20 protein-coding genes and 1 other RNA gene are annotated in these 24,182 nt (G+C 71.5%); 16 read left to right on the forward strand and 5 right to left on the reverse strand.

Going from position 1 to position 24,182, the window contains the following annotated elements:
* The first annotated feature begins 6 nt into the window (after positions 1-6).
* From smpB to ssrA, 3 genes are all read left to right on the forward strand, one after another.
* Positions 7-474, forward strand: a complete 468-nt coding sequence (gene smpB / locus ACIBQX_RS25625) for an SsrA-binding protein SmpB (protein WP_397008616.1) — start codon at positions 7-9, stop codon at positions 472-474.
* Positions 471-2,330 (forward strand): penicillin-binding transpeptidase domain-containing protein, encoded by a 1,860-nt coding sequence (locus ACIBQX_RS25630; RefSeq protein WP_397008618.1) that lies wholly within the window; start codon positions 471-473, stop codon positions 2,328-2,330. Before smpB ends, ACIBQX_RS25630 begins: the two co-directional genes overlap by 4 nt.
* Positions 2,331-2,637: 307 nt before the next feature.
* Positions 2,638-3,024: a transfer-messenger RNA gene (gene ssrA, locus ACIBQX_RS25635) on the forward strand.
* A 76-nt stretch (positions 3,025-3,100) separates the two neighbouring features.
* On the opposite strand, the gene ACIBQX_RS25640 is transcribed toward ssrA, so the two are convergent.
* On the reverse strand, positions 3,101-5,962 hold the full coding sequence (locus ACIBQX_RS25640) for a BTAD domain-containing putative transcriptional regulator (protein ID WP_397008620.1): 2,862 nt from the start codon (positions 5,960-5,962) through the stop codon (positions 3,101-3,103).
* Positions 5,963-6,266: 304 nt separating this feature from the next.
* On the opposite strand from ACIBQX_RS25640, the gene ACIBQX_RS25645 reads away from it, so the two are divergent.
* Complete coding sequence (locus tag ACIBQX_RS25645; RefSeq protein WP_397008622.1) at positions 6,267-6,407, forward strand: hypothetical protein; 141 nt, start codon at positions 6,267-6,269, stop codon at positions 6,405-6,407.
* Between the two features lie 98 nt (positions 6,408-6,505).
* On the opposite strand, the gene ACIBQX_RS25650 is transcribed toward ACIBQX_RS25645, so the two are convergent.
* On the reverse strand, positions 6,506-7,471 hold the full coding sequence (locus tag ACIBQX_RS25650) for an NAD(P)-dependent alcohol dehydrogenase (RefSeq protein ID WP_397008624.1): 966 nt from the start codon (positions 7,469-7,471) through the stop codon (positions 6,506-6,508).
* Between the two features lie 89 nt (positions 7,472-7,560).
* Here ACIBQX_RS25650 and ACIBQX_RS25655 point away from each other — a divergent pair, with 89 nt between their 5' ends.
* The 6 genes from ACIBQX_RS25655 (at position 7,561) to ACIBQX_RS25680 (ending at position 13,224) form a co-directional block, all read left to right on the forward strand.
* Complete coding sequence (locus ACIBQX_RS25655; RefSeq protein ID WP_397008626.1) at positions 7,561-8,145, forward strand: TetR/AcrR family transcriptional regulator; 585 nt, start codon at positions 7,561-7,563, stop codon at positions 8,143-8,145.
* A 274-nt stretch (positions 8,146-8,419) separates the two neighbouring features.
* Positions 8,420-8,941 (forward strand): RNA polymerase sigma factor, encoded by a 522-nt coding sequence (locus tag ACIBQX_RS25660; RefSeq protein ID WP_397008628.1) that lies wholly within the window; start codon positions 8,420-8,422, stop codon positions 8,939-8,941.
* Positions 8,938-9,414 carry a hypothetical protein gene (locus ACIBQX_RS25665; RefSeq protein ID WP_397008630.1) on the forward strand — a complete coding sequence of 159 codons (477 nt, stop codon included), beginning with the start codon at positions 8,938-8,940 and terminating at the stop codon, positions 9,412-9,414. The genes ACIBQX_RS25660 and ACIBQX_RS25665 overlap by 4 nt, the downstream gene beginning before the upstream one ends.
* Positions 9,415-9,536: 122 nt before the next feature.
* Positions 9,537-10,379 (forward strand): phosphatidylinositol-specific phospholipase C/glycerophosphodiester phosphodiesterase family protein, encoded by an 843-nt coding sequence (locus ACIBQX_RS25670; RefSeq protein ID WP_397008632.1) that lies wholly within the window; start codon positions 9,537-9,539, stop codon positions 10,377-10,379.
* A gap of 306 nt (positions 10,380-10,685) precedes the next feature.
* Positions 10,686-12,080, forward strand: coding sequence for a hypothetical protein (locus ACIBQX_RS25675; protein WP_397008634.1), 1,395 nt, complete (start codon positions 10,686-10,688; stop codon positions 12,078-12,080).
* A 28-nt stretch (positions 12,081-12,108) separates the two neighbouring features.
* Complete coding sequence (locus ACIBQX_RS25680) at positions 12,109-13,224, forward strand: ARPP-2 domain-containing protein (RefSeq protein ID WP_397008636.1); 1,116 nt, start codon at positions 12,109-12,111, stop codon at positions 13,222-13,224.
* Here ACIBQX_RS25680 and ACIBQX_RS25685 read toward each other — a convergent pair.
* On the reverse strand, positions 13,221-13,631 hold the full coding sequence (locus ACIBQX_RS25685; RefSeq protein WP_397008638.1) for a hypothetical protein: 411 nt from the start codon (positions 13,629-13,631) through the stop codon (positions 13,221-13,223). The two genes, ACIBQX_RS25680 and ACIBQX_RS25685, sit on opposite strands and share 4 nt — an antisense overlap.
* 99 nt (positions 13,632-13,730) lie before the next feature.
* On the opposite strand from ACIBQX_RS25685, the gene ACIBQX_RS25690 reads away from it, so the two are divergent.
* The 6 genes from ACIBQX_RS25690 to ACIBQX_RS25715 all read left to right on the forward strand — a co-directional run bounded on the left by ACIBQX_RS25690 (position 13,731) and on the right by ACIBQX_RS25715 (position 21,097).
* Positions 13,731-14,693 (forward strand): GlxA family transcriptional regulator, encoded by a 963-nt coding sequence (locus tag ACIBQX_RS25690; protein WP_397008640.1) that lies wholly within the window; start codon positions 13,731-13,733, stop codon positions 14,691-14,693.
* A gap of 70 nt (positions 14,694-14,763) precedes the next feature.
* The gene (locus tag ACIBQX_RS25695) at positions 14,764-16,341 is read left to right on the forward strand and encodes a protein kinase (protein ID WP_397008642.1); all 1,578 of its coding nucleotides are present in this window, start codon (positions 14,764-14,766) and stop codon (positions 16,339-16,341) included.
* Positions 16,342-16,354: 13 nt separating this feature from the next.
* On the forward strand, positions 16,355-19,282 hold the full coding sequence (locus ACIBQX_RS25700) for a BTAD domain-containing putative transcriptional regulator (protein ID WP_397008644.1): 2,928 nt from the start codon (positions 16,355-16,357) through the stop codon (positions 19,280-19,282).
* Positions 19,283-19,358: 76 nt separating this feature from the next.
* Positions 19,359-19,970 carry a hypothetical protein gene (locus tag ACIBQX_RS25705; RefSeq protein ID WP_397008646.1) on the forward strand — a complete coding sequence of 204 codons (612 nt, stop codon included), beginning with the start codon at positions 19,359-19,361 and terminating at the stop codon, positions 19,968-19,970.
* Positions 19,954-20,493, forward strand: a complete 540-nt coding sequence (locus tag ACIBQX_RS25710) for an OmpA family protein (RefSeq protein ID WP_397008648.1) — start codon at positions 19,954-19,956, stop codon at positions 20,491-20,493. Before ACIBQX_RS25705 ends, ACIBQX_RS25710 begins: the two co-directional genes overlap by 17 nt.
* 310 nt (positions 20,494-20,803) lie before the next feature.
* The gene (locus ACIBQX_RS25715; protein ID WP_397008650.1) at positions 20,804-21,097 is read left to right on the forward strand and encodes a hypothetical protein; all 294 of its coding nucleotides are present in this window, start codon (positions 20,804-20,806) and stop codon (positions 21,095-21,097) included.
* Here ACIBQX_RS25715 and ACIBQX_RS25720 read toward each other — a convergent pair.
* Together ACIBQX_RS25720 and ACIBQX_RS25725 are read right to left on the reverse strand one after the other, a co-directional pair.
* On the reverse strand, positions 21,069-22,136 hold the full coding sequence (locus ACIBQX_RS25720) for a S1C family serine protease (RefSeq protein ID WP_397008652.1): 1,068 nt from the start codon (positions 22,134-22,136) through the stop codon (positions 21,069-21,071). The genes ACIBQX_RS25715 and ACIBQX_RS25720 overlap by 29 nt on opposite strands.
* Positions 22,137-22,155: 19 nt before the next feature.
* Entirely contained in the window at positions 22,156-23,586 is a 1,431-nt protein-coding gene (locus ACIBQX_RS25725; protein WP_397008654.1) for an AMP-binding protein, read from the reverse strand.
* Between the last annotated feature and the right edge of the window lie 596 nt (positions 23,587-24,182).

Raw genomic sequence — 24,182 nt, forward strand, 5'->3', positions numbered from 1 at the left:
CAGAGCATGCCACGTGAGACCGGGCGGAAGGTCATCGCCCAGAACAAGCGTGCCCGGCACGATTACCACGTCGAGGACACCTTCGAGGCGGGGCTCGTGCTGCAGGGCACCGAGGTGAAGTCGTTGCGTGAGGGTCGCGCCTCGCTCTCGGACGGCTACGCCACGATCGACGACGGCGAAGCGTGGTTGATGAACGTCCACATCCCCGAATACAGCCAGGGGACGTGGACCAACCACGCCGCCCGCCGTAAGCGCAAGCTCCTGCTCCACCGCAAGGAGATCGACAAGCTCGCCGCGAAGACGAAGGAGGGCGGGCTCACGATCGTGCCGCTCTCGCTCTACTTCCTGAACGGCAAGGCGAAGGTCGAGATCGGCATCGCGCGCGGCAAGAAGGACTGGGACAAGCGGCAGTCGCTGGCCGAGCAGCAGGCCAAGCGGGAGATGGCTCGGGCGCTCCGGCACCACAACCGATGAGCCGAGCCCGCCGCGCCATCGCCGCGACCGTCACCATGGCGATCGCGAGCATGACCCTGACCGCCTGCTTCGAGGAGTCGTCGCCGCACGACGCGGTGCGCGACTTCCTGGTCGGCTGGCAGTCCAACGACTACGCCCTGGCGGCCGCCCGCACCGACGCCGACCAGGAGAAGGTCCGCGGAGCGCTGGCCGACGCCAAGCTCCAGCTCGACGCCGCCTCCTTCCGATTCAAGATCAAGAGCCTCAAGGTGGAGGGCGAGGAGTCGCGGGCCGAGTTCGGCGTGGAGGTCGACCTGGGGGACAACAACCCCCTGTGGACCTACGAGGGCGTGCTGCCGCTGCACCTGGTCGACGGTCAGTGGAAGGTGCGCTGGTCGCCGTCGGTGCTGCACCCCCAGCTCAAGGAGGGGCAGCGGTTCGCCGTCAAGTCCGAGCCGCAGCCGCGCCAGCCGATCGTCGACAAGGACGGCAACTCCCTGCAGGACCAGACCTTCCTGTACGTCACGGGTGTCGTGCCCTCGCAGCTCGGTGACCGGGCCGAGCAGGTCGTCGAGCAGCTCACGGAGATCACCGGCTACGCCGAGGACCGGCTGCTCAGCCGGATCCGATCCGCGCCGCCGAACGTGACCGTGCCGCTGGTCACGTTCGGCCGCACCCGATACCTCCAGGTCAAGTCGAAGCTCGACGCGATCCCCGAGCTCAAGACCGTGCCCCAGGAGCAGCCCGTCGACCCGGACGATCCCAAGCAGATCGTCGGCAAGGTCAGCGCGCTCACCCCCGAGACGGAGCAGAAGCTCGGCGGCCCGCAGCGAGCGGGCGACTCCATCGGTCAGAGCGGCCTGCAGCAGGCCTACCAGGACTACCTCACCGGATCCACCCGGACCACGGTCATCACCCTGGACCTCAAGACCGGCAGGGAGGTCGCCGCCCTGCAGGAGTGGCCAGGCAGGCAGAACATCTCGGTGCGGACCACGATCGACAGCTCCGTGCAGGCGGCGGCCGAGCGGGCGGTCTCCGAGACCCGCACCAGCGCCCTGGTGGCGGTCAAGGCGTCGACGGGCGAGATCCTGGCGGTCGGCAGCAAGGGCCTGCACCAGGAGAAGGACGCGCTGGCCGGCAGATTCCCCGCCGGGACCGCGTTCTCCATCGTGGCTGCCGACGCCCTCCTCAAGGGCGGGGTGTCTCCCAAGCAGAAGCTGCCGTGCCCGGCGGAGCGGACGGTCGGCGGCGCGAAATTCGTGCACGCCAGCCAGGTCACCGGCGCCTCGCCCACCTTCCAGGAGAACTTCGCCAAGGGCTGCGTCACCGCGCTGGCCTCGCTGGCCCGCCGGGTGAGCGGCGAGGAGCTGGCCAAGAGCGCCCACAACTTCGGCATCGGACAGACGTGGCGGCTGCCGCTCAAGTCGTTCAGCGGCTCGCTGCCCAAGGTGTCCAGCGACGCCGACAAGGCCAAGGCCATCGCCGGCCAGAACGTCGAGGTCAGCCCGCTCAGCATGGCCCTGATCGCGGGGGCGGTCGCCTCCGGCACCTGGCGCCCGCCTCTGCTGGTCACCGAGCCGAACTCGCCCGACGCCACGGCCGAGGCGTCGCCGGCCCCGGCCGTCCAGCCGGTGTCCGTCGATCCGCGGGTCCGCAAGGCGCTCGTCTCGATGATGCGGGCCGGCTCCGTCGGCACCCCGGCCCAGAACGGACGGGACCGGGTCTACGGCGTGACGGCGAAGGGCGTCGGCGAGGACAGGCAGATGGCGTGGTTCGTCGGCTGGCAGGGGGACGTGGCGGTCGCCGCGCTCACCCGGAGCTACGACCCGGCGGCCGTGGCGGGCTACTTCTTCGCGGCCCTCGACGACCGTTCGTGATTTTCTTGTGACATAGAGCAACCATTCGGCGGTCCGGCTGCGTCTTACCTAGTGACTGGACCCGCTCGGGGGGTTGCGGGCTCAGTCGCCGTGATGAGATCAGGACTTCATCTCGGGGGAAGTCCTGCCGTCCGGACCGGCTCGACCCTGCCGGTCGACCCCCGGGAACGTGAGCTGCTGTGCGGCGTTCCCGGGGGTTTCGGCATATCCGCGCCCGTGGCCCCGGGAATTGAGTTGGCATCCTGGGTGTTGTGAAGGGTATCGTCATATTGCTCGCTCCTCACGGGGAGCGTGTTGACAACTACATGGGGGTGACCGGCTTCGACTTTGACTTTGCAAGTCAGGTGAAGCGGGCCGAGGACGGCGGACATAACCTCGTTAATCCTGTGACCGCAAACATTAAGTGCCAATAACAAGCACGCTGAGGTGGGCCAGGACTCCCTGGCCCTCGCTGCCTAAGTAGCGTAAAACCTCTGTCAGCCCGGGAGTGCCTTCGGCCTGGGATCTGGCATCGCTAGAAGGCTCAACCGATCGACCCGGCCACGGGGTTGATCGGGAAACCAAACAGTGGCTGAGCCCGTCGGTGCACTTGCCTGCATGATCACCGGGGCTGAGAAAAACGTAGCAGGCTGCGCCCGGAGAAGCCCTGTCTTGGGGTTGAAGGACGCGGGTTCGATTCCCGCCACCTCCACTGTGTGACAAACCGCCTCTTACCTGCGATTAGGCCGCAGGTAGGGGGCGGTTTCGCGTCTGTCAGGGCCCGCGGCTCGTCAGAGCTGGTTCTTGATCGGCTGGGGCGTTTCGGGCACGGCCTGGGCGAGGATCTCGGCCGCCTCCCCTGGCGTGAGCAGACGGGCGTCGCACAGGAGGCGGACGGACTCCGCCCACTGTTTCCGCGCTTCGCCGTGCCGTTCGAGGTCGTGCAGCGTGGTGCCCAGCCACCAGCGCGTCAGGGCCTCCTTCAGGCGGTATCCCGACTTGCTGAACAGCCGCAGGGCCGTCGTGTAGCTTTCCACCGCCTCGTTCAGCCGACCGGTATGACGGTAGACGTCGCCCAGCGAACCGTGGGCGATGCCCGTATCGGCGAGTGGGCCCACTTCCGACCGCAGCCGCACCAACTGGCGTGCCTCCGCGAGCGCTTCGTCGAAGCGCCCCTGCCGGTAGTAGACGTGCACCCGGTTGTTCCGGATCGTGGCCGCGGCCCCTGGGCGTTCGGCGTCGTCGGTGAGCGTCAAGGCGGACTCTAAGTAGCCGAGTGCCTCGTCGAGGCGGCCTGCGATCGTGTTGATGACACCGAGGTTGTTGAGCGCCCCGGCCTTGCGCCGAGGCAGGCCCGCGCGGTCCCAGTCGGTGGAAGCCGTCTTCAGTTGCGCGATCGCGGCGTCGTAGCGGCCCTGGTCTCGGTAGACCCAGCCGAGAAAGCTGCGGAGCTGCGCCTTGTCCTCCCATGCCGCGACGCGATCGGCCACCTCGATGGCCTGCGCGTAGACGTCGGCCAGTTGCGTGTGCCATCCCTGGTAGCAGAACGGCCAGTGGAGACCGAGGACCAGGCCGACGCCGCTCGCCGGGTCGGGGCCGTCCAGCGCCTGGTGCGCGGCGGCGAGGACGTTGTCCCGCTCTGCCCGGACCCATTCTCCCGCCTCCGTCAGGCCCTCGAAGGTGGCCTCGGGCAGCTCGACAGGGCAGCGCGGTACGGCGTCGCCGCTGAGCATGGTGCTCACCGCCCAGATGGTGGTCAGGTAGTGGTGGAGCGCACGTCGTACGGCGGTGGTGCGTTCCTCCTCGGGCAGGTTCTGGTGCGCCCATTCGCGGGCGTAGAGGCCGACCAGGTCGTGGAACTGGTAGCGATCGGGTCCGGCGGGTTCGAGGAGGCGGGCGTCCTGGAGGCGTTCCAGGGCTTCTTCGGCGCGGTGGCGGGGCCAGCCGGTCAGGGCGGCGGTGGCGGCCGGGGTGTAGGAGGGCAGGCCGAGCAGGCCGAGCAGGGGCAGCAGGTGGGCGGCGTCGCGGCCGGCGGGTTCCTCGTGGAGGTGCTGGTGGCTGACCGCGATGCTGGCGCGGACGGCCAGGTCGGCATACTCCAGCACGTCCAGGCGGCGGGTCGCGTCGGCCAGCCGTGCTTCCAGGTCGGACAGGCTCCAGTCGGGGCGGGCGACCAGTCGGGCGCCGGCGATCCGCAGGGCGAGGGGGAAGCCGCCGCACAGGTGGGCGAGTCGCTCGGCCGCCTGCGGCTCGGCGCGTACCCGGTCGGGTCCGGCCAGGCGGGACAGAAGTGTGGCGGCGTCGTCGGCGTTCAGGGTGCCCAGGTGGAGGTGGCGGGCGTTGTCCAGGGTGGTCAGCGGGTTCCGGCTGGTGACCAGAGTCCGGCAGCCAGGGCCGGCGGGGATGAGCGGGCGGATCTGGCGGACGTCGCGGGCGTTGTCCAGGATGACCAGCAGGTTGCAGGTCGCGGTCAGGGAGCGATAGCGGGTGGCGGCCTCGTCGGGCTCCGCGGGGACGGCGGTGCCGTCCAGGCCGAGGGAGCGCAGCAGGTGGCGCAGGGCTTCGGCAGGGGTCAGCGGGTCGAGGCCGGGGGTGGCCCCGTGCAGGTTGAGGTAGATGACGCCGTCGGTGAACCGGGCGGCCATGGCGTGGGCGACGTGGACGGCCAGGGCGGATTTGCCGATGCCGCCGGGGCCGTCGATCACGGTGACGGTGGGCCCCTGAGCGGGCCCCTGGGTGCGCCCGTGAGCGGGCCCGTGGGTGGATCCGTCGGCGGGGCCGAGTGCGGTGCGCAGGCGGTGGATCTCGGTGGCGCGGGCGGTGAAGGCGTGGGTGTCCGCGGGGAGTTCGGCGGGGATGTACGGCTCGCCGACCGCGATCCGCTGGGCCGGGGCGGTCAGGTCGAGGACCGGGTCCTTGACCAGGACGGCCTGGTGCAGGCGGCGTAGTTCGGCGCCGGGCTCGATGCCGAGTTCGGAGACCATGCTCCGGCGGGTGTCCCGGTAGACGGCGAGCGCTTCGGACGGGCGGCCGGCCCGGTGCAGGGCGAGCATGAGCTGGGCGGCGGGGCGTTCGCGCAGGGGGTGGGCCCGTACGTGCACGGCCAGGTCGGCGGCCACCGCGTGGTGATCGCCGGCGGCGAGGCGCAGATCGGTGTGGTCCTCCAGCAAGGCGAGGTGCTCTTCTTGCAGATGGGTTGCTTCGATGCGGGCCCAGGGGACGGACAGCTCGGCCAGTGGCTCGCCTCGCCACAACTGCAGAGCTCGGCGGAACAGGGCGTCCGCGGCGGCGCCGGCCCCCTGCGCCTGGGCGGTGCGGGCGCGTTCGGCCAGGCGGGTGAACAGCAGGGCGTCGATGCGGTCGGGTTCGAGCGCGAGCCGGTAGCCGCTGGGCACGGTCTGGATGAGCTCTTCGGACGTGTGCGGGTCGAGAACCTCGCGGAGCTTGGAGATCACGATGTGGAGTTGTTTGTCCGCGGTCGCCGCGGTGCTGTCTCCCCAGATGTCGGTGAGGATCCGCTCGGCGTGTACGGCCCGCCCGGCGTCCAGGGCGAGTCTGGCCAGCACACCGATGCGTCGTCGCCCGGCGAACCGGACCGGTTCGTTATCGGCCAGGACCTGCCACGGTCCGAGGAATCTAACCTCCAGCGCCATGCGGAGCGCTCACATCCTTCAACTCAGATCGACAGGGTGACGAGAGGGCCGGGCCTGGTTGCGACGATGGCGGATGGAAAGCCGTCTTGTGTAGACTTTCGGCGGTTTGGTGCACATATGCAGGTGTAGAGGTGTCGGCTTACAGGCAACTTACAAATGACTCGCCAGCGGCTCGCGCCGCGGGACTCGGCCCGGGACTCGGCGCGCTCAGCGGGGGACGAAGCTTGTCGGGTGTTCACCTGACACTCGCGCATTCCTGTCGTGCATAGGCTCGCCTGCACATTCGCATCTATGTGGAGGTCTCGTGAAGCACGTCAGACTGCTCAAGAAGCTCGCCGTGGTGGCCGTGGCCGGTCTTCTCACGCTCGGCGTCGGCGCTGCGACCGCCTCTTCCGCCTCAGCCGGCGGACCCTCTGGTGAGATCTCGAACTCCCTTCAGCGGTGATTCCGCACTCCGCGACACAGTGACAAACCGCCTCCCATCTGCGATCAGGCCGCAGGTGGGAGGCGGTTTCCGTCGTTCTGTGGACGTACGCTCGGGTGTCAGAGCCGCATGTCGATGATGAGCTTCCCGCGGACGCCGCCGGTTTCGAGTCGTTCGTGAGCCGCTGCGATGCCGGTGATCGGGTAGACGGTGTCGATCACCGGGCGGATGCTTCCCGCCTCGGCGGAGGCCGTGAGTTCGGCGATCCGGGCGGGAGAGGGGTTGTTGCTGAAGAGCTTCATCCGCCGGGGTGACAGGGCGGCCCGCAATCCCATGGTGACCATGGAGGTCAGGATGCGGTCCTGGTCGAAGGCGATCGCGACCATGCGGCCACCCCGCGTGAGCCGGGCCCGGTAGGCCCCGAGGTCGGTGCCCACGACGTCGAGGATCACCTCGAAGTGGCCGAGATCCTGCGGACGGGTCGTGCGGTAGTCCAGCGCCACGTCGGCGCCGAGTTCGGTGACCCAGTCGAGATTGCGGGCGCCGGCGAGCGCGGTGACGTGGGCGCCGAGCGCTTTGCCCAGTTGTACGGCGATGCTGCCGACGCCCCCGGTGGCACCGCGGACCAGGAGCCGTTCGCCGCTGATGAGGCCGGCCTTGTCCGTCAGGGCGGTGATGGCGGTGGTCCCCGACACGGGCAGGGCGGCGGCATCCAGCAGGCTCAGGTTCTTCGGCGCTCGGGCGAGCCGCTGTTCGGGAACGGTGACGTGGTCGGCGATGGCGCCGAAGGTCAAGTGCGGCATCAGCCCCCACACCTCCTCGCCCACACTCCAGGCGGAAGCTCCGGAGCCCAGGGCCGCGACGCGGCCGGTGAAGTCGGTTCCCAGGCCGCGGGGGAAGGGGGCCCGGCTGATGGCGCGCAGTTTGCCCGCGCGGAAGGCGAGCTCTCCGGCGTCCACGCTCGCGGCGCGGACCTCGACGAGTATCTCTCCCGGCCCGGGCCGAGGCGTTGGCACGTCGTTGACGCGTAACACCTCGGGAGGGCCGAAACGGGTGTATTGGACGGCGCGCATGATCTCCCCCATCACTCCGAATATAAGTGGGCCGATAGCCCACTTATCTTCGGCTACTCTAACCGGACAGCCGGTCCGATTGTCAAAACCTGGAGGTGGTCATGGCCCACGCCGCCCAGCCACGACCCCTGCGCGCGGACGCCCAGCGCAACTATGACCGCATCGTCAGCGCGGCCCGGGAGGTCATCGCCCAGCAGGGCGCCGGCGCCTCCCTCAAGGAGATCGCCCGTCGAGCCGGGACGGGATCGGCGACACTGCACCGGCTCTTCCCCTCCCGCCGGGCCCTGCTCGAAGCGGTCTTCCATGACCGGGTCGAGGAGTTGTGCGCCATGGCGGCGCAACGCGCGAAGGAGAACGAGCCGGGCCCTGCTCTCTTCGCCTGGCTGCGGGACCTCAACGCCTACGCGGCCGCCAGTCGCGGCCTGGCCGCCTCACTGCTGCGCGACGGCCGGGACGCCGACCTGCTGGAGCAGGGCGAAGGCTGCCAGGCGACGATCGCCAACGCGGCGCGCGAACTCCTGCGACGAGCACAACAGGCGTCCGCCGTGCGTCCCGGCCTGCTCGTCGAGGACGTCCTCGAGCTCTTCGCCGCCATCTCCCTGGCCACCGAGCACCACGATGACGACGAGCAGGCGGAGCGGCTGCTGGACATCGCGATCGAGGGCATCCGCCTCAAGAGCTCATAGCGCCGCCGGGGTGCGTCAGCTCGCGGCTTCGAAGCTACGGCCGTCGAAGCCGTTGAAGGTGGGGTAGCCGGCCGGCGTGCCCTCGACCCCGTTGGCGAAGAAGCACAATGCCTTCTGGGCCTGGCCGGCCTCAAGGTCTGCCGAGGGTTGCCATGAGCCTGCTGGATCGTGGCCTGGACCGCCCGCCGGTGGCGGCCGGTGCGGGGTCGGCGGATGGTGAACCTGGAGGGCTCGTTCTCCGACTGTGGTGGGTGACGGGCGACAGGAGAACGAGATGACCGACGAGTTGCTGGTGGTCCGCTGCCAGTTGGGCGAGCGTGAGGCCGTCACGGAGTTGGTGCGGGCCTGGCATGCGCCGGTGTGGAGGTATGTGCGCCGGATGCTGGACGCCGAGAGGGCCGACGACGTGACCCAGGAGATCTGGCTGGCCGTGATCCGGGGGCTGCCCCGGCTGGCGGAGCCGGGCAGGTTCGTCCCCTGGCTGTTCACGATCGCCAGGCGGGCGGTGGCGGACCGGCTGCGCGAGGAGTACGGCAGGGCCGAGTCGCCGCTCCAGGACGAGCGCGTCGCCGGGGACGCGATCGCCGAGCTGGTGGACCGGGCCGAGCTGGTCGCCGGGCTGTCCGGGCTGCCGGCTCTGGAGCGGGAGGTCCTGGTGCTGTTCTACCTGGAGGATCTGTCGATCGAGGACTGCGCCGAGATCTGCGCCGTCCCGCCCGGCACGATCAAGTCCCGGCTCCACCGGGCCCGTCGTCTGCTGCGTGACCACCTCGAGGAGAAAGGATTCCAGCGATGAGCGATGAGCCGGGTCTGTCGGCGGAGGACATGATCGGCCGGTTGGACGGGGCGCTGTCCCCGTGGCGGCGGGCCGGCGGGGTGGTGGCCCTGATCGCGGGGGCGGCCGGGGCGATCTTCGTGGCCCTGCTGTGGGCTACCGAGCCGGGCCCGCTGCCGGGCCACACTCAGGCCGCCTTCGCCCTGCTCGCCGGGTTCTGCCTGGCCTGGGCGGGTTACGGAGGGTGGGTGATCAGGAGGAGGGCGCCGCTGTTCGCGCTGGATCGGGTGATCGCGGGCTGGCTGGCCGTGGCGGTCTCGACCGTGACGACGGCGCTCATCGTGGCGGTGGCCGCCGGGAGAGACGCGGGCGTGATCCCGGCCGTCGTGGGCGGGGCCACGTTCATCGTCGTGTCGGCCGTGGTCACGGTGCGGGCGCATGCCGTACGGGCCGCGCTGCTGCGGCGCAGGCGGGAGCTGACAGGGGAGGGGTGAGCCCGCTGGGCGCGTGGTGAACCGACTGGGCGCCCAGTATTACGACAAAAGCCACTTGGGTCACACCTTGCCCACTTAGCGTGTCTTACATCTCTGGCATCGAATCGTGTGAAGGGGATGTAATGATCCGTCGAGCTCTGGGCGCGCTGGTCGCCGCGGGGGCGATGCTGCTGGTGGTGACGGCCCCGGCGACGGCCACCGGTGTCCAGCCGCTGCCCCGTGCCCACGCCCACAACGACTACGAGCACGACCGTCCGCTGCAGGACGCGCTCGACCACGGGTTCGCCAGCGTCGAGGCCGACGTCTACCTGGTGGACGGCGAGCTGCGGGTCGGGCACGACCCGGAGGACCTGGTGGCCGGCCGGACCCTCCAGTCGCTCTACCTCGACCCGCTGGCCCAGCGGGTCCGCGCCGGGCACGGGCACGTCTATCCCCGCAGCCGCCAGCAGCTTCAGCTCCTGGTCGACATCAAGAACAACGGCGTCGCCACCTACACCGAGATCGACCGGGTGCTGCGCACGTACCGCAAGATGTTGACGACCTACCACAAGGGCAAGGTGAAGCCCGGGGCGGTGACGGTGGTCATCAGCGGCGACCGGCCGCGTGACCTCATGGCGTCCCAGGAGCGGCGGTACGCCTTCTACGACGGCCGCATGTCGGATCTGGGACAGGGCGGGGCCTCCCTGGTCCCGCTGATCAGCGACAATTGGACCAACCACTTCAGCTGGGCCGGACAGGGCGAGATGCCCGAGGCGGAGCGGGCGAAGCTGCGGGAGATCGTGGCGACCGCGCACCGTGACGGGCAGCGGGTCCGCTTCTGGGCGACGCCCGACACGGCGGGTGCCGCCAGGGACGCGATCTGGCGCGAGCTGGTCGCGGCGGACGTCGACCACCTCAACACCGACGACCTGGCCGGCCTCCAGCGATTCCTCCAGGAACACGACACCGAGCGCACCGCGGCCTGACCCACGAGCAGCGGCGGCGCCTCCCAGCGCCGCCGCCGCTGTCGCCTACCGGCTCCACCCCGCCCGCCTGAAGCTCCACCCCGCTCGCCTTAGCGATTTTCACCCCGCCGCCTTCCACCTGCGGTGAAAGCGGTCCTCATGGCGTTATCGCGGGAAATGGTGTCGCGTGGGGTGGCGGTAGCCGGTATGGTCCGAGATCAGGTCGGCCGCGGGACTTCGGTGCGACTTCCGGAACCCGCCTGTACAGCGATGCTCTCGCAGCTCGTGCCCCCATTCCCCGGCCGGCCCGACCAGTCGGAGGGACCGATGGACACCTACGCCGACCTGATCGAGTGCGAGGACGTGCTCCTCTTCGCGAACGCGGCGATCACCTCCACCGGGCAGCGCGAGTTCCACAGCGGGGCGTCCCGGCAGCGGCTGTCCCTGGACTTCCTGCACCGCTACGTGCACGGCAACTACCCCGACCTCTACGCCGCGGCGCTGGCCCTGGACATCAACGACCACAACGCGGCGATGATCGTCCGCAACCTGCTGGCGACGCCGGGCAGCGGTGACGGGAAGCTGATCGCCTGGCGGCTGGGCCGGATGAGCCCGCCGCGCGTCTACCGGCTGTTCCGGGAGTTGCGGCGTGACGGGGTCAACAACCGGCGCACCAGGGCGATCATCCGTGACTGGCTGCTGGCCCGCCCCGATCTGGCCTTCGACGCGGTCAAGTACCGCGCGGCGGTGAAGGCGGCGGTGCGGCACGCGCATCTGCGGCTGCCGGGCGAGCTGGGGGACTTCCTGTTCGCGCCGCTCAGCCGGGCGAAGTACGACACGCCGGTGCTGGAGGCCTGGCGGCGCGCGCACTACGACAAGAAGGCGCTCTACGAGCTGCCGTACACCGCCGCGGAGGGGTTCGCGGCCAGGCACGGGATCGACAGGAAGGTGTTCCTGGAGCGGATCGCGCCCCGGCTGACCCGGTTGGAGCGGCTGCGGCTGACGGAGTCCGCGAAGAGCGCGGGTGTGGACAGCGGGGCCGATCTGGCCGCCATGCCGCTGGTGCGGGTGGCGTCGTACGTGCTGTCGTTGCCTGTCGCGGAGCGGACGCATGAGCATGTCGCGGCGCTGCGGTCGGCGGCCGCGCGGGTGGCGGGGGCGCGCCGTGGCACCTGGGGGACCGTCACGGCGGTGCTGGACGACAGCTTCTCCTCCTTCGGCTCGCCGGTGAAGCGGCATCGCCCGCTGGCGGTGGCGCTGGCCTGCCACTACCTGCTGGCGGCGCTGGCCGGGACCTACCAGGGGCTGTGGCTGTCGGGGCGGGCCGACGCGGTGCGGGTGCGGCCTTCGGGGGCGACGCCGCTCGGTCAGCGGATCATCGACGCGCTCGAAACCCGGCCCGACCGGCTGGTCATCGTCTCCGACGGCTGGGACAACGCGCCGCCGGGGCTGGCGGCCGAGGTGTTGCGGGTGTGGCGGCGCAAGCTCGATCCCCTGGGCGAGGTGGGCATCGTGCATCTGAACCCGGTGTACGACGCCGGGCGGTACGACGTGCGGCGGCTGTCGGCGTCGGTGCCGACCGCCGGGATCCGCGACGCCGAGGACCTGCCCGCGCTGGTGGAGCTGGCCCAGTTCGCCGAGGGGCGGAGCGGTCCCGCCGAGCTGCGGTCCTACCTGGCGGACAGGGCGGCGGGCCTCGAAGACAGGGCGGCGGGCCGATGACGCGTCTCAAGGACAGGGTGGCACGCCGATGATCGACCTCACCGGGCTGGAGACCCGGCCCGCGCAGACGTGGGGGGCGATCCGGCTGGTGCCGCTGGTGCGGCCGGAGCCGATCATGGACCTGCGCCTGCACGTCAAGGTGTACGGCGACGAACTGTCCCTGGTCGACCTGCCCGACAGATCGACGTACATCTCGTATGTCCCGCATGCCTTCGTGGCGTCGTGGACCGACGACGGCATGCCCGCCGCCGCGTACGGCACCCAGCTCGCCGAGCCGCGGCAGCACATCCCGGTCAGGACCCGCCGCCGGATGGCCCGGCGGGTGGACAAGAACCGGCTGCGCTTCCTCCCCCTGCACCTCGCCCTGGAAGGCTTCCTCGCGCTGCACTTCGGCGGCCCCGCGATCATGTGGGAGGAATGGTCGTCGCAGGCCGTCAGGCGGGGCCTGTCGCCTCGGGTCGAGGAGGCCTACACCGGAGCCCAGGTGGACGGCCTCGACGACGCGCTGCGCGTCTTCGAGATCCATCCCGGTCAGTGCGGTCTGCTCTTGTACGCCGCCGACTCCCTGGCCAGCGCCTTCGTGGTGCCGCACGAGGAGGACTACCGGGCGCTGCACCCCACGCTGATCCGGGACCTGTACGGCGAGCTGGTCTACGAGTACGCCCTGCTCCACCCCGTCAGGGACTTCCCCGCGGTGATCGACGAGGAGGCGGTCGCCTCGCTGGCGGACCTGCGGGCGCAGGCCGTGCGGCAGGAGCGGGAGTGGGCCGGCTTCCACGACTCCGTCATGGCGGCGGGACTGCTCGCCGCACCGGCCCAGGTGCAGGACGTCCACCGGCTCGGCCGCTACACCCTGCGGCGCTTCCTGCCCGCCTTCGAGCGGCACGCCGAGAACCACATCGGCGAGACGATCGACGACGCCGACGGGCGGACGGCGTACCTGAAGACCTTCAGGCTCTCCCAGGCGCAGACAAGGCGCGGCTATCTGATCAGCAAGCTGGCCGAGCACGACTGGAGCCTGCCGGACACCGCGGCCGCGCTCGGCACCGACGCGGCCGCGCTGGGGCTCCGGCTGGTGCGGGCCGGGTTCGGGCACCTGCTGCGGCAGGACGTCCTGGACGGCTACCGCAAGGCCAAGCGCTAACGAGCGCAGCCCGCGTACTCGTCCAGGCGCATGAGCATGACGGCCAGCATGGCCGGGAACATCGCCACGTGCGAGACGAGCATCAGCGCCCCGCCGTCGATGAGCCCGAGCCACAGCAGCGGGAAACACGGCACGAGCGGCACGAACATCGCGCCGCACATCTCCAGCGTGACGGGCCAGCGGTGCCCGCGGAAGCGCATCCAGGCCGCCATCCCGACGGACATGTTGAACGCCATCAGCAGGGAGGCGATCTCCGGGTCGTTCTGGTAGGTGAAGTCGAGGCCGGCGGCGGACTGCGCGAATCCCAGGATGATCATCCCGGCGAACATCGCGATGACCATCTCCACGTAGTGCCAGGCGAACCTTGCCCAGCGGCGGACCGTGGTGTTCGACGTGATAGGAGTCATGTCCATGACTGTGCGGCAGGGCGGGGCCCGGGGCGAGGAAGGCGGATGTGGAGGTCCGGAATCTTGGGCTCTCCGTCTTCCGGACCTAGAGTCGGGGGCATGGAGACACGTCGCGTCATAGTGGTCGGCTACGACGCCGCGCAGTTACTCGACATCGCCTGTGTCACCTCGGCGCTGGAGAGCGCCAACTGGCACGGCGCCGCCCCCTGCTACGAAGTGCGCCTGGCCACCCCCGGCGGCCACCCCATCGTCACCGACTCCGCGCTGACCCTCCAGGCCCAGCTCACCCTCGAACGGGTCACCGGGGCGATCGACACGCTCATCGTGTCCGGAGGCATCGGCTGCGAGAACGCCGCCGCGAACCCGTTGATCGTCGGCCACGTCCGCCGCCTGGCCAGGCAGAGCCGCCGCGTCGCGTCGGTGTGCACCGGCGCCTACGTGCTGGCCGCCACCGGGCTGCTCGACGGCCGTCGCGCCACCACCCACTGGCAGTGGGCGCAGCGCCTGGCCACCCTCCACCCCGAGGTCAAGGTCGACGCCGATCCGATCTTCATCCGCGACGGCGACTACGCCACCTCCGCGGGGGTCACCGCCGCCCTGGACCTCACGCTCGCCTTCGTCGAGGAGGACAACGGCGTCGAGCTGTCGCGCACGGTCGCCCGCGGCCTGGTGACCTACCTTCAGCGTCCCGGTAACCAGGCGCAGATGAGCATGTTCGTCAGCGCGCCGCCCGCCTCCAACAGCCTGGTCAGACGGACCGTCGAGCACATCTGCGGCCATCTGGACGCCGACCTGACCACGCCCACCCTGGCCGCCGGGGCGGGGGTGAGCGAGCGGCACCTGACCCGCCTGTTCCTCAAGCACCTCGGCCAGACGCCGGGCCGGTACGTCCGGCAGGCCCGTACCGAGGCCGCGGCCCATCTGCTGGCCTCGACCTCCCTGCCGATGGCGGCGGTCGCGGCCCGCTGCGGCTTCGGCACCGCGGAGACCCTGCGGCAGGCCTTCGTCGACCGTTACGGGATCGCGCCGTCCCGATTCCGGCTGGCTCAGGCGCCCGCCTGACGGCTGGCTCAGGCGCCCGCCTGGCCCAGGGGCGAAGCGGGAGAATCGGGACCTGGCTACTCTGTCTGCGGTGAGCGGCGAACGGGTCATCGGCGGCTACACGCTGCGGCGCGTGCTCGGCCGGGGCGGCATGGGCGAGGTGCATCTGGCCACCACCCCCACCGGCGGGCTGGCCGCCGTCAAGGTGATCCATCCGTCGCTGGCCCGCGACCCCGCCTTCCGCCGCAGGTTCGACCGGGAGGTGGCCGCCGCCCGCCGGGTGGCCAGGTTCTGCACCGCCCCGGTGCTGGACGCCGGGATCGACGGGGACGTCGCCTACCTCGTCACCGAGTACGTCAAGGGTCCCGACCTGGCGCAGGCCGTACGTGATCAGGGGCCGCTGTCCGGCGGCAACCTGGAGGCGCTGGCGGTCGGGATCGCGACCGCGCTCAGCGCCATCCACGGCGCGGGGGTGATCCACCGCGACCTCAAGCCGTCCAACGTGCTGCTCTCCCCGCTCGGGCCGCGGGTGATCGACTTCGGCATCGCCCAGCTCGTGGACACCGACAGCCTGGTCAGCCAGGCCATCCTCGGCACGCCCTCGTTCATGGCACCGGAGCAGGCGCGCGGCGAGCCGCTCACGCCCGCGACCGACGTGTTCGCGTGGGGCGGGGTGATCGCCTACGCCGGTACGGGACGGCAGCCGTTCGGCGCCGGGGCGCCTGGCGAGGTCATCTACCGGATCGTCAGCCAGGAGCCCCGGCTCGACGGCCTCGACGAGGGCGTCCGGGGCCTGGTGGAGCGGGCGCTGGCCAAGGATCCGCGCGCGCGGCCCACGGTGGGGCGGCTCCTGGACGACCTGCTCGGCGGCACCCGGCACAGCGCCGCCTCGGCCACCCAGGTCGTCGAGCGCACCTGGTCGAGCCCCGAGCCGCCGCCACCGGCCCAGCAGTCAGCCCAGCAGTCAGCCCAGCAGGCGGCCCAGCAGGCGGCCGAGCAGGCGGCGCGGCGGCCGTCCGCCCTGACGGGGAGACGCAAGAGGTGGCTGCTCGGCGGCGCCGCGGTGACGGTCGCCGTCGCGGCGGGGGTGGCGGCCGTGGTCGTGCCGGGGCTCGCCGAGGAGACCTGGCCGTACGAGACGGACTTCGCCGACTCCTGGGCGGTCGGCTCCACCGACGGCGGCAGCGCGCGGCAGGACGCCTCGGGGTACGTGCTGACCGTCAAGGACGGCTGGCGGCTGTGGAAGTCCGCGCCCAGGCGGGAGCCCGGCGGCGTGGTGGTCAGCGCGCGGGCCACGCTGGAGGAGGGGAGCGGGGAGTACGGTGTGTGGTGCCATGGGGCCGCCGGCTCCGGTGACCGCTACGAGTTCGCCGTGAGCGGCTTGGGCAAGGTCTCCATCGTCAAGCGCCGCACGGGGCAGCCGGGCGAGATCCTGTACGGTCCCGCGACGGCAAAGGTGGTCAAGGCGAATCGGGTCGTGGCGGAGTGCGCCGGGAGCGGAGACGGGGTGACCCTGCGGATGTGGCTGAACGAGGGGCTCGTCGCGGAGGCCGCCGACGCCTCCGGCGCCTACGGTCCGAGCGAGGCGGGGGTGCACGCGGCCCCGGAGCCGGGCGGGGCGCTGCGGGTGCGGTTCGAGTCGTTCGCGCTCAGGCCCGCGCAGAGCTGAGAGGCGCCTGAGCATGACGGTCGTGCGGTATCGGGTGCTGGGCCCGCTGCGGGTCGACGACGGGCGGGAGCCAGGCCCGGCCAAGCACCGGACGCTGCTCGTGGCGCTGCTCGTCTCGGCGGGACGGGTGGTGTCGATCGAGCGGCTGATGGCGACGCTGTGGGGAGAGCGGCCGCCGGTCTCGGCGGAGTCGGTGCTCAGGGTGTACGTCAGCGCGCTGCGCAAGATCGTTGACGGCATCGCCACCGTGCCGGGCGGCTACCTGCTGGAGGTCGATCCTGACGAGGTCGATTGCCACCGGTTCGAGCGGCTCGTCGCCCAGGCCAGGAGAGCAGAGGAAGCAGGGGCGGTCGCCGAGGCCGCCGACGGGTTGCGGGCCGCGCTGTCGCTGTGGCGTGGGCAGGCTCTGGAGGGCATCGACAGTGCCGAGCTCCGCCGGGCGCATGCCGTACCTCTGGAAGAGCTGCGGTTGACCGCGCTCGAAGAGCGCGTGCAGCTGGACCTGCGGCTGGGCAGGGGCGGTGAGGTGGTCGGCGAGCTTCGGGCGCTGGTCGGCGCGTATCCGCTCAGGGAGCGGGCCTGGGGGCAGCTCATGGCCGCGCTGGGGCAGGCGGGGCGCAGGTCGGAGGCGCTGGCCGTCTATCAGGAGGCGCGGCGGACGCTGGTGGAGGAGCTGGGCCTGGAGCCGGGGGCCGAGCTGCGGGAGGCGCACCAGCGGGTGCTGGACGGCGGCGAGGCTGATTTTTCGCCCGACGAGCGAAAAATCCCGCTCAACGAGACGCCGCCCGATATTTCGGACTTCACGGGGAGGGAGGACGTCCTCGCCTGGATCTTCGCCTCCAGCCGATCCCCTGGCGGGGCCTCGACGGGCCCCGGCCAAGGCACGCCCATAGGGCTGCCCGGAGCCGGTGCGGTGGCGGCGGAGGGCTCCGGGGTTGGTGCGATGGCACGGGAATCCGGAGCAGGTGCGGCGGCAGGGCGCCCGGGTGCCGGGGCGATGGTGGGGGCGCCGGTGCGTTTGGTGGTGCATGGGCCGCCCGGGTGCGGGAAGTCGGCTGTGGCCGTGCGGGCTGCGACGTTGCTCGATCTGCCTGGCGGGAGGTTATACGCGGTGCTCGGCGGCCGGACGCCGGGGGCCGTGCTGGAGGATCTACTGCGCTCGCTCGGGTGGCCGGACGGGTCGGTGCCGCCGACGCTCGACGAGCGGGTGCGGCTCTATCGCAGGCTGACGTCCGGCCGGCGACTGCTGGTGGTGCTCGACGACGCCGCCGACGAGACACAGGTACGGCCTCTGCTCCCCACCGGGCCGGGCAGCGTGACGATCGTGACGAGCCGGTCACCGCTGGCCGGGCTGGAGGCCGCGCGGGCGTACGAGCTGGGGGTGCTGGAGCCGGACGAGGCGCTGCGGATGCTCGCGAACGTGGCGGGGCGGGACCGGGTGGAGGCGGAGCCGGAGGCGGCGCGGACGCTCGTGCGGCTGTGCGGCGCGCTGCCGCTGGCGCTCCGGATCGCCGGGTCGCGGCTGGCCAGGAAGCGGGGCTGGACGCTGGCGCACCTGGTGGGGCGCCTGGCCGACGAGCGGCGCAGGCTGGACGAGCTGAGCGCGGGTGACCTGGCCGTGCGCGGCAGCCTGGCGCTGGGCTATCGCGGCCTGGCCGAGTCCGAGCGGCGGCTGCTGCGTGCCCTGGGCGCGCTGACGGCGCCCGACTTCGCCTCGTGGGTGCTGGGCGAGGATCTGGAGCCGCTGACCGAGGCGGGTTTGCTGCAGTCGCGCGGGCTGGACGAGGCGGGTCAGGAGAGGTACGGCCGGCACGACCTGACCAGGCTGTACGCGGCCGAACGGCTGGCGGAGGAGGAGGGCGGCCCCGCCCAGGTGCTGGCCGGCCGCGCGGCCGAGATCCTCGACAGGACCAGGCGCGCCAGGGTCACCCTGCTGCCCGCCGAGCCCGGCTCGGGCAGGACCTTGGTCCGCACGGCCGAGCAACTCCTGGAGACCGGCAGGCTGCGGCAGGAGGCGCGCTGGCTGAGCGCGGAGCGCCGGTTCCTGTCGGCGACGGTCGGCGACTTCTTCCGGGCGGGGCTGTACGAGGAGGCCTGGCGGCTGGCCTTCTACCTCACGCCGCTGTTCGAGCTCGGCGGGCACCACGACGACTGGCACGCCACCACGGCGACGGGGCTCGACGCGGCCAGGGCGGCGGGCCACCGGCAGGGTGAGGCGCTGCTGCTGCGCGGCCTGGCCGACCTGCACCGGGCCGAGGGCCGTAATGACGCGGCGGCCGCAGCCCTGAGGGCCGCCCAGCCCCTGGTGGCGGGCCTGGAGCAGGCCCGGATCACACTCCGGCTCGGCATGGTGGAGCAGCGCCCGGCCGAGGCCGAGCGGGTGCTGCGTAGGGCGTTGCGGGTCTTCGAGGAGGCGGCGGACCAGCGGGGCCGGGCCGACACCCTGCGGGCCCTCGGCGCGCTGCGCCGGGATCAGCCGCTGCTGGAGGAGAGCCTGGCCGCCTACAGCGAGCTGGGCGATCCGCGCGGCCAGGCCGAGTCGCTCCTCGACCTGGCCAGGCTGCACCTGGAGGCGGGCCGCCTGGCCGAGGCCGACGACTGCGCGCGGCGGCGGATCGCCGTCAACCGGCGGCTCGGCGACCGCCTGCCGGAGGCGGCGGGCCTGCTCGTGCTGGCCAGGATCGCGCGGGCGCAGGGCTCGCCGGAGGGGGTCGTGGAGCCGGCTCGCCAGGCGCTGGAGACGTTCACGGCGTACGGGGACCGCCGTGGCAGGGGTAACGCCCTGATCGTCCTGTCAGCGGCACTCATCGAGCTCAATGAGATGGATGAGGCGGTTGAGATGCTTGCGCGTGCTATGGGAGAGTTTGACGTCCTTGGCGATGAGCAGGGCCGGGCCGAGACCGAGCGCCTCACCCAGGAGGCGCACCGGCGCCGGATATAGCGGACTATGCGGATTCTGAAGGTCGCCCCGCTAGCTTCGAGTCACGAGTTTGAAACCCCGAAAGGTGACCGTAATCATGCGCAAGACGCTCGCGCTGGCTGTGGCCGCCGTCGCGCTCACCGGCTGCGGGATGCTCCCCGGACAGCCAGGCGGCGGCGGTGGCGAGGAGAAGCAGCAGGCCACGGCTCAGCAGCAGCCCACGACCGAGCAGCAGCCCACCCAGGAGCAGAGCGGCCGGCCTCTGGAGCAGAGCGCCGCGCCGCAGGCCGACCAGGTGATCGCCACTCGGGAGACCAAGGTCGCCTCGGGTGCCGCGGGTGCCGGTGGCACCGCCCGTGCCGATGTCACCGTTCTCAAGCGGCAGGGCAAGACCGTCACGCTCAACTGGACCCTCACCGTCGTCGACGGCGAGGTCAACATGCACAACGGCATGGGCAGCGCGACCCTGGACTACTCGGTGTCGGGCGTCTCCCTGATCGACCCTCTCAACGCCAAGCGGTATCGGGTCGCGCGCAACGGCACCGGGTCCGACGCGCAGTGTGTGTGCTCCGACACCCAGGGCGAGTTCCTCAAGAAGGGCCAGACGGTCACTCTCTACGCCCTCTTCGCCGCCCCACCGGCGGACGTGACGAAGGTCAACATCGAGATGCCGATGATCGGCGTGTTCACCGATGTTCCGATCTCTTAGCCTCACCCTCGCCCTGTTGCTGACCTCGCCGCCCACCACCCCGCCGGAGTCCGCCACCGGCGTGGTCGAGGACCTGGTGCTGCCCGTCGAGGACATCATCGGCGCGATCGAGTCGCTCGACGGCACCGAGAGCGAGATCCAGGAGGGCACGCAGGTCACGGTCGCGCTCACCAGTGACGTGCTGTTCGCGCTGGACGAATGGCAGCTGACGGCCAAGGCCAGGCAGCGGCTGGGCGAGGTCGCGGCGAAGGTCGACGCCGAGAGCGCGGGCGGCGTGGTCAAGGTCCAGGGCCACACCGACGACCAGGGCGCCGACGCGTACAACCTGACACTCTCCAGGCGCCGCGCGCAGGCCGTGGAGCAGGCCATGCGCGGCCTGCTCAGCAGCGCGGGCGTGACCCTCCAGGCTCAGGGGTACGGCGAGAGCCGCCCCAAGATGCCCAACGTCGTCGACGGCAAGCCGGTGGCCGAGAACCGGGCGAAGAACCGCCGCGTCGAGATCGTCTACAACGTCAGGCCATGAGCGCGTCACCCAGCGCGGTGCGACCGTAGAGGACCGATCGGCGGCCTGGCCGACCGCCTGCCGCCCAGGGCGCTGCTGGCCGGCTGGGAGGCGGTGCACGCCTGCCTGCTCGCGGTGCTCGCGCTCGGCGTGCTGCCGGTCTGGGGCATGCTGGCGCTGCTTGGGCGGGCGCGGGGACGGCCACCGCGGTGGCGCTGCTCTACCGGCTGGGGCTGCGGACCAGGGAACCCCGCGCGACCGCACGGCGGTCGATCGCCGGGGCGAGGCTGCTCCTCGGCGACCGGAATCTGCGCGGCCTGCTGCTGGTGCAGTGGGCGCCGAACGGGCTCATCGTGGGCGCCGAGGCGCTGTACGTGCCGTACGCGGGCGACTCGGCCGGCCGGTGCTGGTGGCGGTGGCGTCGTTCGGGTTCGCCGGGCACCTGGGCACGCAGGAGCGCTACCTCGCGGCGCTGCCCGAGCGGATGCGCGGGCAGGGGCTCGGGCTGGCGGGCAGCGGGATGCTGACCGGTCAGGCGCTGGCGGCCTCGCTCACCGGCGCGCTCGCGGAGGGCGTGACGGTGATGGTGTCGCCGGTCATTCGCCTGACAGTTCGCCCAGGGTGACGGTGACGGTGTCGGTCTTGCCGTCCGGGCGGACGACCTTGAGCGGGACCGTGTCGCCGGGTCTGTGGGTGGTCAGGGCCTCGGTGAGCTCCGCCATCGTGGAGGTGCTCCGGCCGCCGATCGCGATGATGACGTCCCCCTCGCGGAGCCCGGCGCGGGCGGCGGCGCTGCTCTTCTCCACGACGCCGACGCCCACCCCCGTCGGCTGCCCGTCCGCGCCGATGATCGTGTTGCCCCTGATGCCGAGCGCGGCCCGATGGCTGTTGATCACCTTGCCGTGCTCGATGATCTGGGCGGCGATGTCCAGGGCGATGTTGCTCGGGATGGCGAACCCGATGCCGGGCGCCGCGCCGCCCATGGTGGGGTCGGAGGCGGCCAGGGTCGGAATGCCGATCACCCGCCCGGACAGGTCCACCAGGGCGCCGCCGCTGTTGCCCGGATTGATCGACGCCGACGTCTGGATCGCGCCGGCGATGGTCGCGCCGGTCGAGCCGGGGCTCTCCGGCTCGGTGACCGTACGGCCGAGCGCCGAGACGATGCCCTCGGTCACGCTGCCCGACAGGCCGAGCGGGTTGCCCATCGCGAGCACGAGCTGGCCCACCCTGAGCTTGGCCGAGTCGCCCCACCTGGCCGGTTGCAGGCCCTGCGCGTCGTCCACCTTGATGACCGCGAGGTCGCCGGCGGCGAAGGTCTTGACCAGCCTGGCCTTGCGCGGGCTGCCTCCGGTGGCGAACGTCACGTTCATCACGGTCGCCTCGCCCACCACGTGCGCGTTGGTGATGACGTGCCCCTCGGCGTCGTAGACGACGCCGGAGCCGAGGCCCACCTTGGTGTTGATCTGCACGATCGACGGCAGCACCTCGGCGATGACGCGCTCGTACGCCTCCTCAAGGGCCTGTACGGGAGCGGCGGGGGCCGAGGCCGGAGGCGGGGTGGCCGGGGTGGCCGGGGTGGTCTGTGGGGGGACGACCGGCGCGCCCGCCGTTCCGCACGCGGTCAGCAGGACCGCGGCGGCCAGCCCTCCGGCGACCTTCCCCATGGAGGGCTTTGTGCCCAGCTCAGCGGGAAAGATACGCCTCGCGGACCCGGCGTCTGCTCAGCTTGCCGGTGGGGGTGCGGGGCAGGACGTCGCGGTACTCGATGACGCGCGGGTGCTTGAGCCTGGCCAGCCGGGGCTCGCAGTGCCGCAGCAGTTCGGCGGTGAGATCCGCGCCCACGGGGACGTCGGTGACCGGCTGGACCAGCGCCACGACCGTGTGGCCCCACTCGGGGTCCGGCACGCCGATCACCGCCACGTCGGCCACGGACGGGTGCTCCAGCAGCGCCGCCTCGATCTCAGCAGGGTAGATGTTGACGCCGCCGGAGATGATCAGGTCGGTCCTGCGGTCCAGCAGGAACAGGTAGCCGTCCGCGTCCAGATAGCCGATGTCGCCCGGCGTGTAGTCGCGCCCGCGCATGGTCTCGGCCGTCTTGGCCGGGTCGCCGTGATACTCGAACCGGTTGATCCCGCCGATGTAGACCAATCCGGGCTGCCCCGGAGGCACCGGCTCGCCGTCCTCGCCGATGACGCTGAACTCCATCCCGCCCAGCGCCCTGCCCACCGTGCCCGGCCTGGCCAGCCACTCCTCGGAGGAGACCATGGTGGCCACCGCCGCCTCGGTGGAGCCGTAGTACTCCCACAGCACCGGGCCCAGCCAGTCGATCATCGCCTGCTTGGTCGCGGGCGGGCAGGGGGCCGCGCCATGGTAGAGGTGGGTGAGCGAGGACAGGTCGTACGACTTCCGATCCGGTACGGCCAGCAGCCGGTGGAACATCGTGGGCACCATGAACGCGTTCGTCACCCTGTGCCGCTCGATCAGCCGCAGTGTCTCGGCCGCGTCGAACCGCTCCGGCGCCACGATCGAGTGCCCGAACTGCAGTGCCATCATCGCCTGGCCGTACGGCGCGGAATGGTAGAGCTGCGAGCACACCAGGTGCACGCCGTCGGGCGGCAGGCCGAAGTGCGTCCAGCTCTTGCGCATGAGGATCGGGTGGAGCTCCTCGGGGGTGAGGTCGAGCAGCCGCCTGCGCACTCCCTTGGGGCGGCCCGTGGTGCCGGAGGTGTAGAGCATCATGGACCCGGCCCGCCGGTGCTCGGGGGCGGCGTCCGGCTGGCCCGCCGTGAGGTCGGCGACCGTGAGGTGCTTCGGCGAGACCACGGTCCCGGCGCCGCAGTCGGCGACGATGTACGCGATCTCCTCGTCGGTGAAATGCCAGTTGACCGGCACCAGGTAGGCGCCGATCTGGTAGGTGGCGAGCATCATGGTCAGCGCGTCGAGCCCGTTCTTGAGCACGGTCACCACCGTGTCGCCCTGGCCGGTTCCGCGTGCCAGCAGGCCGTTCGAGGCCCTGTTCACCTGGGTGAGCAGGTCTCCGTAGGTGGTGGTGTCAGCGCCGAGCAGGGCGGCACGTTCCGGGTCGTCGGCCGCGATCTCATAGAAGCCCCTCATGACCGTGACATTACAGAATTAAGTTCTGCAGGGGGAATAGCAGAAATATCCCTTCCTTGGGTGACGTAGCCTCATCCCATGGCGGACGTCGGCGACCAGGACCACACGAACGATGCTCCCACCGCTCCCTTCCGTAAGATCGTTTTGCCGCCGACGGACAAAACGGTCAGCTTCCCCAGGGCGCAGTCCGGAGCCGCATCCCACCCCACACCTTCCACCCCGGACACCGACCCGCCGCCCGAGGGCGCGGACCCGCCCGCGAAGGGCGCCGAGCAGCGGCCCACATCCCCGTCCAAGGGCACCGGGAAACGACCGGCGTCTTCGTCCAAGGGTGCCGGGAAACGGCCTGCATCGTCGTCCGGGGATTCCGGGCAGGGGTCTGCGTCTCCGTCCAAGGGTGCTGGGAAACGGCCTGCATCGTCGTCCGGGGATTCCGGGCAGGGGTCTGCGTCTCCGTCCAAGGATGCTGGGAAGCGGCCGGTCTCTCCGTCCCCGGATGCAGAGCGGGGGCCGGTGCCGCCGTCCTCGGGGGCGGAGTCCTTGGCCTCCAAACTCGGGCGGCAGGCGGCACCCACGTCCCCGGATTCCGGGCAGCG

The sequence above is a fragment of the Nonomuraea sp. NPDC049714 genome (genome assembly GCF_044465295.1).
Lineage (GTDB): Bacteria > Actinomycetota > Actinomycetes > Streptosporangiales > Streptosporangiaceae > Nonomuraea.

Excerpts from the sequence above, each read along its gene's own strand:
- ACIBQX_RS25630 (WP_397008618.1), top strand. The coding sequence starts at position 471 with ATGAGCCGAGCCCGCCGCGCCATCGCCGCGACCGTCACCATGGCGATC.
- ACIBQX_RS25690 (WP_397008640.1), top strand. The coding sequence starts at position 13,731 with ATGGAGACACGTCGCGTCATAGTGGTCGGCTACGACGCCGCGCAGTTA.
- ACIBQX_RS25650 (WP_397008624.1), bottom strand. The coding sequence starts at position 7,471 with ATGGGGGAGATCATGCGCGCCGTCCAATACACCCGTTTCGGCCCTCCC.
- ACIBQX_RS25680 (WP_397008636.1), top strand. The coding sequence starts at position 12,109 with ATGATCGACCTCACCGGGCTGGAGACCCGGCCCGCGCAGACGTGGGGG.
- ACIBQX_RS25640 (WP_397008620.1), bottom strand. The coding sequence starts at position 5,962 with ATGGCGCTGGAGGTTAGATTCCTCGGACCGTGGCAGGTCCTGGCCGAT.
- ACIBQX_RS25685 (WP_397008638.1), bottom strand. The coding sequence starts at position 13,631 with ATGACTCCTATCACGTCGAACACCACGGTCCGCCGCTGGGCAAGGTTC.
- ACIBQX_RS25700 (WP_397008644.1), top strand. The coding sequence starts at position 16,355 with ATGACGGTCGTGCGGTATCGGGTGCTGGGCCCGCTGCGGGTCGACGAC.
- ACIBQX_RS25655 (WP_397008626.1), top strand. The coding sequence starts at position 7,561 with ATGGCCCACGCCGCCCAGCCACGACCCCTGCGCGCGGACGCCCAGCGC.
- smpB (WP_397008616.1), top strand. The coding sequence starts at position 7 with ATGCCACGTGAGACCGGGCGGAAGGTCATCGCCCAGAACAAGCGTGCC.
- ACIBQX_RS25705 (WP_397008646.1), top strand. The coding sequence starts at position 19,359 with ATGCGCAAGACGCTCGCGCTGGCTGTGGCCGCCGTCGCGCTCACCGGC.
- ACIBQX_RS25670 (WP_397008632.1), top strand. The coding sequence starts at position 9,537 with ATGATCCGTCGAGCTCTGGGCGCGCTGGTCGCCGCGGGGGCGATGCTG.
- ACIBQX_RS25720 (WP_397008652.1), bottom strand. The coding sequence starts at position 22,136 with ATGGGGAAGGTCGCCGGAGGGCTGGCCGCCGCGGTCCTGCTGACCGCG.
- ACIBQX_RS25675 (WP_397008634.1), top strand. The coding sequence starts at position 10,686 with ATGGACACCTACGCCGACCTGATCGAGTGCGAGGACGTGCTCCTCTTC.
- ACIBQX_RS25660 (WP_397008628.1), top strand. The coding sequence starts at position 8,420 with ATGACCGACGAGTTGCTGGTGGTCCGCTGCCAGTTGGGCGAGCGTGAG.
- ACIBQX_RS25725 (WP_397008654.1), bottom strand. The coding sequence starts at position 23,586 with ATGAGGGGCTTCTATGAGATCGCGGCCGACGACCCGGAACGTGCCGCC.
- ACIBQX_RS25710 (WP_397008648.1), top strand. The coding sequence starts at position 19,954 with ATGTTCCGATCTCTTAGCCTCACCCTCGCCCTGTTGCTGACCTCGCCG.
- ACIBQX_RS25665 (WP_397008630.1), top strand. The coding sequence starts at position 8,938 with ATGAGCGATGAGCCGGGTCTGTCGGCGGAGGACATGATCGGCCGGTTG.